This is a genomic window from Aporhodopirellula sallentina SM41, assembly GCF_000346505.1.
Classification (GTDB): Bacteria; Planctomycetota; Planctomycetia; order Pirellulales; family Pirellulaceae; genus Rhodopirellula; species Rhodopirellula sallentina.
The window spans coordinates 1-10,229 of sequence record NZ_ANOH01000232.1 but is presented as its reverse complement, the minus strand read 5'-3'; the positions used below and the strand labels follow the sequence as shown (position 1 = coordinate 10,229).

The following is a 10,229-nucleotide window of genomic DNA, read 5'->3' as shown; positions in this document are numbered from 1 at the left end:
ACACCTTGACCGCGGTACCCAAGGGTTGAGCGTATTGGCTAACCCGGAGTTCCTCGATCAACCAACGAAACTCAGACTCGGCATTCTCCTGCGGCCCGCGTTGGCCCTCGGGCAGCGATTGCAACCAACGCTGCCATAACCCATCAATGATCTGTCGCGACTCCGCGTCGCGCTGTTCGGCACCTGATCGGGCCTTGTCGATCCGGTACGCGACCGCGTTGAGGTAACGTGGGAAATGTTGCAGATGCTGCCATGGCGTCCATGACAAAAAACCTTCCGCAAACGCCCAACGCAATTGCTCTTGAACATCGTCGAGAACCGGCGTCAGCTTTCCTGATGCCGCTTCCTCGCGTGCCACACGAGCACTGTGATACGCATCGGTGAACTTGCCCAACCACGCCGCCACATCCTGGGTTGCTTCGCCGATCCGCATCGGGGCTTCCGCGATTCTCTCTGCAAACTCCTGATCGGTTCGCACGACCGGACGCTTCTCAACCAAGGCGAGTCGCACGATCAAATCGGCCAAAGCTGACTCGATCGATTTCGACGACACAATCGGAGCCACCTTCATCTTCGCCTCCGCAATGGACGGCAGGTGCCTTACTTGCGATCGAAGGTCTTTGCGGCACGCGATCGCAAACAGCCGTGTCAGCCCGCCGCGGCTACTCGCGTCAGCCGCGTCTTTGTCGGCGAACAAGCTCGTGGAAACAAACTCTCCCCGGTCAACCAAACCAGGGAACTGAGCTACCTGCACCCCGCCACGCTTTCGCACGACCTCACGCGGGAATCTTTCGATGTCCCACTGAGCCATTTTCTCTCGCGCCCAATCCTCCGTTGATCCAGCGGACTCAACCGAATCTGCTGGCGTTTCGTGCGTCGTTCCCAACCGGTGCTTGATGGCGTCCACACTGCGTTCGGTCGCGAGAACCTTGCCTTCGTCATCCACCACGCGGACCAAGAACCGCAGGTGCGGTTCGAGTTTTTCCTCCTGAAAATCCTCGGGACCGATCCGCGTGTCGGCGTGTCGCGTCAACGCATCGCAAAGAACCGGCATGAATGCCTGATTTCCCTGATGTTGACGAATTTCTTCGGTCACCTTCCGGGCAACATCCGCCGCAGGAATCAAAAGGCGACGCAGACGCTTCGGCAACGATTTAATCATCGCTGTCACTTTTGTTTCGAGCTGCCCCGGCACCAACCAATCCAACGCCTCATCGCTCACCTGCGGAAGTGCGGCGGGATGAATCGTCAGATGGATTCCATCCTCTTCGGTTCCCGGGCGAAAGTGGTACTCCAGCGGCAACCGCGTCGCACCGGACGTGATCTCATTGGGGAAATCATCTTCCTCGATCGCGGTGGCGGATGCTTCCAACAGATCTTCCGGCCGAAGGTACGGCGTCTCCAAAACCTCCTCCGGTGCATCGTCTGGCTTCTCGTCTGGCTCCCTACTCGCTGATTCCGGTGCGGTCTCCGGAGGAGGATCAGCCAACCAGGACGCCAACCCCACGTCATCTTTCAATCGAGACTGCCACGACGGAGCCTGACATTGCCGGTCGAACTTCTCGAGCCTCGCGCGATCGCACACCCAATCGGGCAAACGAGATTGGTAAAACGCCTGCAGAACATAATCGTCGACAACCAAATCTCTGCAGCGAGTCTTTGCCGCTAACTTTTCGATCGCGTCGAGTAGACCACGGTTGTGCCGTACAAACTTCGCCGTCGTTGGCAACTCGCGATCGACCAATCCGTTTCGAATCAGCAAATTGCGTGCTTCGAGCGGATCGATTGGCGCCAACGGCACACGACGACGCACGACCACCGGCAACCCGAACAGCGAGCGACGCTGATAACAGAACGCACCGCCTGACTTTCGACTCCAGTGCGGATCGCTGAACGAAGACTTCAGCATGTGATCGCCGACCGCTTCGATCCATGACGGCTGGATTTTGGCAACCGTTCGAGCATATTGCTTGGCGGTTTCGACCAACTCCGCCGCAACGATCCATTTCGGTTTCGACTCAAAAACACCACTACCGGGCCACAGAAACAACTTCAAACCGCCCGCACCGGTGTATTCGTTCTTATCGCCCGCCATCGCGACGCCCGAGAGCAAACCGGTCAGCAACGCTTGGTGAATCGATGCGTAGTGCTGCGTGCCCACAATCGGTGCAGCGCCGCCTGGTTTATCCGGTTCGGCGTCACTGTAACGGATCGGTCCGATCGCCAAGCGACTTCGCCGCCGACGCGGACCGCGCATTTCATGTCGCCGCTTTTTGCCGCGTTTGTCGGCTCGCTCGCCCCGCTGTTCGTCCGATTCTTCCGTTAATGTGCCGAGCGTCGTCGCGGCCATTTCTTTGAGCTGCCGATAGACGTCTGCCCATTCTCTCATACGATTGGGAGAGAGAAAATTCTGCCGGAGGACGCGAGTCATTTTCCCACGCCCGTACTTCGAACTCATCTCTTCGTAGAACCGCCAAATCCTCAACAGATTCAAAAAATCGCTTTCCGGATCGGCGAACTGAGCGTGCGCCTCGTCGGCGGCTTTACGTTTTTCAGGCGGTCGGTCACGTGGATCGGGAATTTCCATCGCCGCGGCAATCGGCAATACCTCGGGCAAAACACCGTGTTCGGCGGCACCGATCAGGATGCGACCGACCCGCGGGTCCACCGGCATCCTTCCGAGCTGCCATCCGATCTCGGTCAACTCACCGTCGTCGTCCACCGCACCGAGTTCCGCGAGCGTTCGGAACCCTTCGCGAATCGCGTCGACGCGAGGCGGATCGATCAAGGGAAATTTTTCGAGCCGGCCGAGTCGCAACACCTTGCTCTGCAACACCACACTGGCGAGGTTGGTTCGCCGAATCTCCGGCGTCGTGAACGGGTCGCGACTCTCAAAGTCATCGACGTCATACAAACGAACCGCGATGCCCGGCCCGATACGCCCGCAACGACCACTGCGTTGGTTCGCACTCGCTTGACTTACCGGTTCGACAGGCAACCGCTGAACCTTACTACGAACACTGTACCGGCTGATCCTCGCCGTTCCCGAATCGATCACATAGCGAATCCCGGGCACGGTCAACGATGACTCGGCAACGTTCGTGGCGAAAATGATCCGTTGTTTGTGGCCGGTCGGATGAAAGATCGCTTGCTGTGCCGATTGTGGCAAACGGGCATACAGCGGCAACAACTCCACCCGGTTTTCTAACCCGACACGTTTGAAGTGCCCCGCCACATGATGAGACACCTCGCGAATATCACGCTCGGTCGGCAAAAACACGAGCGTGTCACCGGTCCCGTCTCGCCGCAACATCTCAATCGCCGCGGTCACATGAGCGGACAGGCTGTAGCCACGCGTTGCACCGGATTCCACGTCATCCCAAGGAAGATAACGCAGCTCGACCGGATACCCCCGCCCTTCCACTTTCAAAATGGGGGCAGGGATAAGTTCGCCCGAATCAGGGTCGCTCTTTCCAAAGTGTTCTGCAAACCGATCGGCATCTATCGTCGCCGACGTGATAATGATCCGCAGTTCCGGACGGCGGTCCATCACGCGCCGCAACAACCCTAACAAGAAGTCGATGTTCAGCGAACGCTCGTGAGCCTCGTCGATAATCACGACGTCATACGCGAGTAGGTCCGGATCCGAACCGGTTTCGGCCAACAGAATCCCGTCGGTCATCAGTTTGATGAGAGTTCGGTCGCTCGTCTTGTCGCCAAAGCGAACCTGGTATCCGACTTCGCCGCCGAGGTTGGTTTCGGTTTCTTCGGCGAGCCGCGCCGCGATACTGCGAGCCGCCAAACGACGCGGCTGCGTGTGCCCGATCATCCCGTCGCGGCCAAACCCGGCTTCGACACACATCTTCGGTAACTGAGTACTCTTCCCGCTGCCCGTCTCGCCACAAATCACAAGAACTTGATGCTGCTGCAGCATCTCGATGATCGTGTCGCGGTGCTCGGAAATGGGCAATTCCGAGGGAAAGTCAATTTTGACGCTAGCCGACCGCCGGGCCTCGGCTTTCGCGGCCGCTTCCTCAACCCGCGTGGCAAACTGCTCTTCGGCGTTGCCACCGGCGTCCTTCGGCCCACGCCGCAAACGTTTTTGCTGCTTCCGCAAACGGGCCCGATCCGCGCGGGTCAACTCAACGTCGTCTAGATTCAGCCTCGGAGCATCCGACGCCTGCGCAGCCGGTTGCTCGGGCGGCGTCGATTTGAGTCCGGGGCTCGCGGGTTTCTGGTTCAAAACGTTTGAGTCTGAATGAAGAAAGATGAAATGGCGGTCAACCGGTTAACTGGCAATGCGCGAGTTCAACTGCTCGATGAAACGCTCACGATCGACCGGTGACAAAATGTGTTCGCGGCGATCCGTTTTGACCACGACTCGGCGAAGAGACAACGCCGGTCCGCTTCGCAGGGTCGCCGACTTTCGAACCTCGCGGATCGTTTCATACGGCACCTGATAGCAGACCACGCCACAGCGGATTGACAGCGTATCGGTCAACAATGTGTATCGACATGGCACCGTGAAGATCGCCGTCACGACCAGGATCCCAGCAGCCGTTAAAAACATCACCGACGCGTCGCCCGGACGACCCAACGCGATCAGGTAAGCGGCCACCGCGACCGCACCGACGATCGGTGCCCCCAACAGAACCGCCACCCACCAATCGATCGCCGACTGGTGAACCTTCCGGTCCGAGCGGCGACGGGCAGACGTTGATTGCGATTCGGCATCGGCCGTACTCGAAACAGTTGACTCGGTCACTTCGCTTCAAACTCGTGGGGAATACATTCTGTTCGACCCACCGCGTCGCGGAGATCGATCCATGCGAAAACGACAAATTGTATCCGGTTGCGGAAATTTGCGAACCGACCAAGAACTCTCCTCTAAGGGCCTACCGGAGAACCCATCGGCCGGCCGGCACGAATCGTGATCCGGACGGGAAACGCCGAACGAACGACCGACGAAATGACACGCATCCCTAGAGAGGCCGATCGCGGAAAACGTTCGCTAATAATCGCTACGGGAGAAATAAACGCAACTGATCGCCAAGACCACAGCAATGAAGATCGAACAACTAATGAGCGGCCACGCGATCTGATACCGAACCACCTCCGCCGCCCCGGACTCGCCGCCGCCGATCACCAGGGAATCATTCCCCGACACCATCGCCGCCGTCGTGTCGCCCAACTGCAGCACCTGAGGAGTGAACAACTCAAGCCCACCGACCACATATCGATCTACCCATCTCCAGACCGATCCGGCTGGCACCACGGACTTCGTCAACTGCAACCGCACATCACTATCGCCTGCCGACTCGGACAACTCACTCGCGGAATCAGGCATCAACAGCGAATACTTCGACACCCGATCAATGTCGTGGACAACATACAGCGTCCCGCGTCCCGCTTCCTCCGCGTCTGCTTTCCAGTACATCGACTCAACCTCGTCGACGGGAACACGAGCAACACGGCGGATCGTCATCGCGCTAGCAGTAACATCGGTGTCCCCCTTCGCATCATCAGACGGTTCCGACGACGCAAACACCTCTCCGCTGTCGATGATCTCGATAACATCACAGTGCCCCGACGACGTACGTAACAGAAACAGATCTTCCGAAACGGCAACCAGTTCAAGCGGAGTTCCCGAGACGATCGACTTTCGAAGATCCGCGTCCCATACGCCGACCAAATCGAGCGTCGCCGCGTCATATATCTTTACCGGTAAATCACCGCGAGCGACGACCACCCATCGCGATGAAGCCGCCATCACGTGAGAGGCTCGTTCGGACTCACCCGCGACGTTCTCTCGTACCGTTGTTTTCCAGGTCCCTTTCGAACCGCTGCCCGTCGGTTCGAGACGCTGAATCCGATCCCCGGTCAACAGAACCAAACTCCGCTCACCGAGCACCTTCGCAACCCGCGTCGGCGGACTCAACACAACGTCGCTAGGTAGGATCGATACGAACGATTCCGTCGCACCGCCCTGCATGGTCACCAACGCCTTCAACCACGCACCCACCGAGCTATCGATCCGTGCCGCCGGCGAGTCCCCGTCGGCGTTTCCGTCCGTGCCGTTTTCTTCGTCGTTGTCGTCGCCTGTGTCCTCGACTCCGATCGCTTCGAGAACGGCCGCTCGCTCGGTCGTTAACAAATCCGCCGTGTTGATCGCCAGCACCGTGTCATCGTCCACCATCAACAAACGCTCCGTCGCCGTCGGCAAACGCAAACTCGGTTGCGGCTGCCACTGCTCATCTCGCGACAACACGATCAAGTCGAGCGAACCGGATCCGAACGGATTGAACCGGCCGTTGCGGATCCGCGCCGTCATCACATGGTCGTCATCCAAAGCCGCAGGCCGCAGCACGCGATCGTTCGAGCCAGCCTCCGATTCAATCAGAGGTTCCCACTTCTGGGCAGACGGATCCAAACGCACCAAACCGCTGCCGCCGGTGACACCGAACAACTCGTCTCCGGCGGTCGATATGCCAATGATCCGGTCCGGCGCCACAACCCGAGCATCGACCACGCCGCCGACAACACCGACCACGACGCAAATCGCAGCAAGAGCCCCCGCGGCAGCGATCGATATAATCGCCGAACGCCACTTCAATCCCGCGAGCACCGAGACGCTGTAGAACACCGCAAAGATCACAACCGCCACCGGAATGCACCACAGGATGCGAGTATTCCACACCCCCAACCGAAACGCCGCAATCAAATACAAACCAACTACGAGTTGCGAGACGCACAACAATACGAAAGCACAACCGCCGATGAATTTCGAAATCAACAACGCACTGCGAGAAATCGGTTTACTTAACAGTAAGTGCAATGAACCGGTCTGCAACATGTCCGGCACAATCGATGCCGTCACCAGCACGCCCAAAAACACCAACACCAAACCGAGCAACCAATTCACCAAAATCGGGATCACGAATTGGTTGAACAACGTCTCGAACTGAACCCGGTCGATCTGGAAATCAGTCGGAAACTCCAAACCCGCATAAGTCAGCAAAACCGAACGCGAACTGCGCGATTCAAACACGCCCGGCAGCGCGGCTTCGATCCGCAACCGAGCCCTTCGACGTCGCAGCGACTCGCTCAACTCCTCGTCCGGGGTCTCGTCGAGCGATCTTAGCTCGCGCAAACGAACGGTGCTCTCCCACGCCTCTGCGTCATACCAATCCGACGCCGCGTCGTCCGCGCTGTCCTGTTCATCGGACGCACCGTCGAGCTCCGATTGCTCTTTCAAGGCAGGCTCGTCGCCGACGTTTTCTTCCGCCTGCTGATCAGGATTGGGGTTATCAACCGACGCCTCATTCGACGCGTTCGGGTCATCGTCGACCGAGTCGCTCTTCGATTCGGCTTCCTTCGTGGCATCCGACTCGATCAAGTCATTCAGAGCGTTGGTCAGCAACGACAAACGGATCCGAACCTCGTCGCCCTCACCAACGCGGCGCAGCTGCCTTTTCATCTCGTCAGGCATGGCATTGGCGACTCGCCCGATCGCAGTTTCTTGCGAATCCGGATCGACGATCCCTTGCGCCAACAACGCCTTCATCCGCGTGCCGTTGTAAACGTCGAACCAACGAAACGACGTCGTGTAATCTTCGCGGATGCCGATCGGTGCTAACGAAGCGAGCAAAACCCAGATCGCCAGAAACGCCGCCCACAGCACACGCGACGCCAACGCGGAATGAAACGAGTCCGAAATGATTGCCAGGTAAGGTCTCATGACATCGCCGCCATGCTTTCAGATTCGACCAACCTCATGAACGTCTCTTCGAGAGTTTGACGATGCGGCACCAAACGGATCAGCGAACCGTCAGCCGAACGAATGCGGTCCACGATCTGATCCACCGCCGCACGATCGGCACACAAAAGCCGGCATCGATAACCGGCTCGGCAAGAATCCAAATCGACCGGGTCGGCGAACCACTGCACCGAACCTTCCACCGCCGAGGAGAGAATTTGTTCTTCCACCGCCGCATTGGAACCTGCCACGGAATCGCCTCCGGTGCTCGAGTCAGCGTGCGGCAACTCGAACTCCATTTCGACCGCGATTGTTTCATGATCCGACGAGGACGCCCCGCCCATCTCGGCGATCGGACCGGTCGCCAGGACGTTTCCTTTGGCCATGATCGCTAGATGCGAACAGACCAGTTCGACCTCGTGAAGGATATGGCTATTGAGGAAGATCGTTTTCCCCGCGTCGCGCAACCGCTCGATCACTCGCCGCACTTCACTGCGTCCAACCGGATCGAGACCATCGGTCGGTTCGTCCAAAATCAAAAGGTCAGGATCATGCATCAACGCTTGGGCCAGCCCGAGACGTTGCAACATCCCCTTACTGAATCGTCTAACGCTTTCGCGATCGCGGCCTTTGAGCCCGACGAGTTCAAGCAAATCATCGCTGCGTTGTCCGATCGTGTCGGAATCCAACCGACTGAGCTTGCCATAAAAACGCAAAGCGGATCGAGCCGTATGATGACGATCGACCCGCAATGATTCGGGCAGATACCCAACCCGACTGCGCGCCTCCGCCGAACCGGCAGGCAACCCGAACAATGACGCACGACCGCCGGTGCTTCGGATCACACCGAGCAGGATTTTGATCAGCGTGGTCTTTCCGGCACCGTTGGGGCCCAATAAACCGAACACTTGGCCTCGATCAGCCTGCAAAGATACGCCGCGAAGCGCGTGAACATCGCCACGCCGCAAAAAGGTGCCGCCTCGATACGTTTTCTCGAGAGCGTCGACCGAAATGATACTGCTGCTGGAAGCCTCCGAACGGCTCACGCCAGCAGATTCCTCAGCATGAGGAACAACAACATCGCTGCGGTCACGGCGATCACCCCGGCCAGCAACAAACGATGAGCGGGCTGACGCCACGAAGGCACATTCACTTCGCGGTTGTAGAGACTGCGGAACCGCTCGCGTTCGGCTGCGGTATCAAACACGCCGTCTTCGACGAGTTCCTGCAATCCGTACTGGACCGAGTACTCGACAACGCCGTGAATGTTTTGCCGATTACGTGCCTCATCGACACCGATGCCCTCGAAATACCACAATTGGTTTCCGAACTGCCGATCGGTTTCACACCGGTCATCGACGCAGCGGAGATTAATGATCTCACTGCTCTCAAGACAGAAGCGCGCACGGACTAACGCCCGACCACTGTCCATCCGGACCTGGCGTAATACCCTTTCAGAGAACTGTCGTTGGGGTGCCTGAGCGCGCATTTTGAACCTCCGTACACACGAACCGGCTCGTCGCCGGATAAGCGTATTATTGCCGAACGACAAGCCCACGTCATCGGCGAGATTGAATTTTTTCTTGTATTATCCTTGACTTTTTATGAAGCCGCCCCGTCCCTACGGGAGCCATCCGGGCGGCATTCCACCATCAGTGACATCGCAGGCGACACCGCAAACACCAGGCCAATCAACGAACAGCCTCCACCGCAATCCGCCGCCAATGAACTGCCGCCGGCGTTGCCCCTAGGCTCAAAAAACCGCATCTCTCCCCACCCCACACACGAAACGCCGCGACCGGTTCTTTCGATATCGACGTTTGACAGCGACGCTGCACTCGCTGAAAACCTCGTAAATTGATTCGCCGGCAGACCTCCCCGGTTAGCTCCTAGTACTTCATGTCAACTTGATTTTCGGGTAGTGGACGAGGCGACGAGTCCTCTTGATTATCGGGTAGCGGACGAGGCAACGAGTCCTTGACGCGCTAGTCAAGCAAGGGGATTCCCAGCGTCATCCACTACGATTCCACCCGAAAGCCACGCTGCATTGGAATACCAGAAGTGCGTCACGATCAAGAATGAAGGTTCAAGGGCGTCGCGAAAATCGCAAGATTTTCGGTGATTCACGAGCCCTCCCGAATCTCTTGCCGAGTTTCGATAACCTAAAACGAAGCTTTGACGCACCATGAGGTCTCATTCGAAAACGCCAGAACATCGTCCAACGTTTGACAATTTGGCACTCCATCAATCTTGCTTCCATGCCCAAATCAGGCCCGACATTGCCTCCCACCGCATCTAAAACTGAACGAAGCTCCGCCAAAGTGCCTCGCAATCCCCCCAAACCGCTCGTCCGCCCGATCACACTCCGCGCCCCGATCACGCTCGGCGTCGTACTGATCGTCTTGGTCGTCATCCTCGGGGCGATCTGGGTTACCGGAACGCTGCTTGGGCTCTTACGCGGACAAGCCTCACC

5 protein-coding genes are annotated in these 10,229 nt (G+C 58.1%); all 5 read right to left on the bottom strand.

What is annotated here, in order from left to right:
• The coding region (hrpA, locus tag RSSM_RS16020) for an ATP-dependent RNA helicase HrpA (RefSeq protein WP_008680806.1) at positions 1-4,243 on the bottom strand (4,243 nt) is incomplete at its 3' end.
• Between the two features lie 45 nt (positions 4,244-4,288).
• Positions 4,289-4,765 (bottom strand): PH domain-containing protein, encoded by a 477-nt coding sequence (locus tag RSSM_RS16015; protein ID WP_008680804.1) that lies wholly within the window; start codon positions 4,763-4,765, stop codon positions 4,289-4,291.
• A gap of 246 nt (positions 4,766-5,011) precedes the next feature.
• Positions 5,012-7,738, bottom strand: a complete 2,727-nt coding sequence (locus RSSM_RS16010) for an ABC transporter permease (protein WP_008680796.1) — start codon at positions 7,736-7,738, stop codon at positions 5,012-5,014.
• Positions 7,735-8,802, bottom strand: a complete 1,068-nt coding sequence (locus tag RSSM_RS16005; RefSeq protein ID WP_008680794.1) for an ABC transporter ATP-binding protein — start codon at positions 8,800-8,802, stop codon at positions 7,735-7,737. Before RSSM_RS16005 ends, RSSM_RS16010 begins: the two co-directional genes overlap by 4 nt.
• Positions 8,799-9,074 (bottom strand): hypothetical protein, encoded by a 276-nt coding sequence (locus tag RSSM_RS16000; RefSeq protein WP_008680792.1) that lies wholly within the window; start codon positions 9,072-9,074, stop codon positions 8,799-8,801. Before RSSM_RS16000 ends, RSSM_RS16005 begins: the two co-directional genes overlap by 4 nt.
• Positions 9,075-10,229: the final 1,155 nt, after the last annotated feature.

What these genes read in the sequence shown, in the direction of transcription:
- RSSM_RS16010 (WP_008680796.1), bottom strand. Translation starts at nt 7,738, where the DNA reads ATGAGACCTTACCTGGCAATCATTTCGGACTCGTTTCATTCCGCGTTG.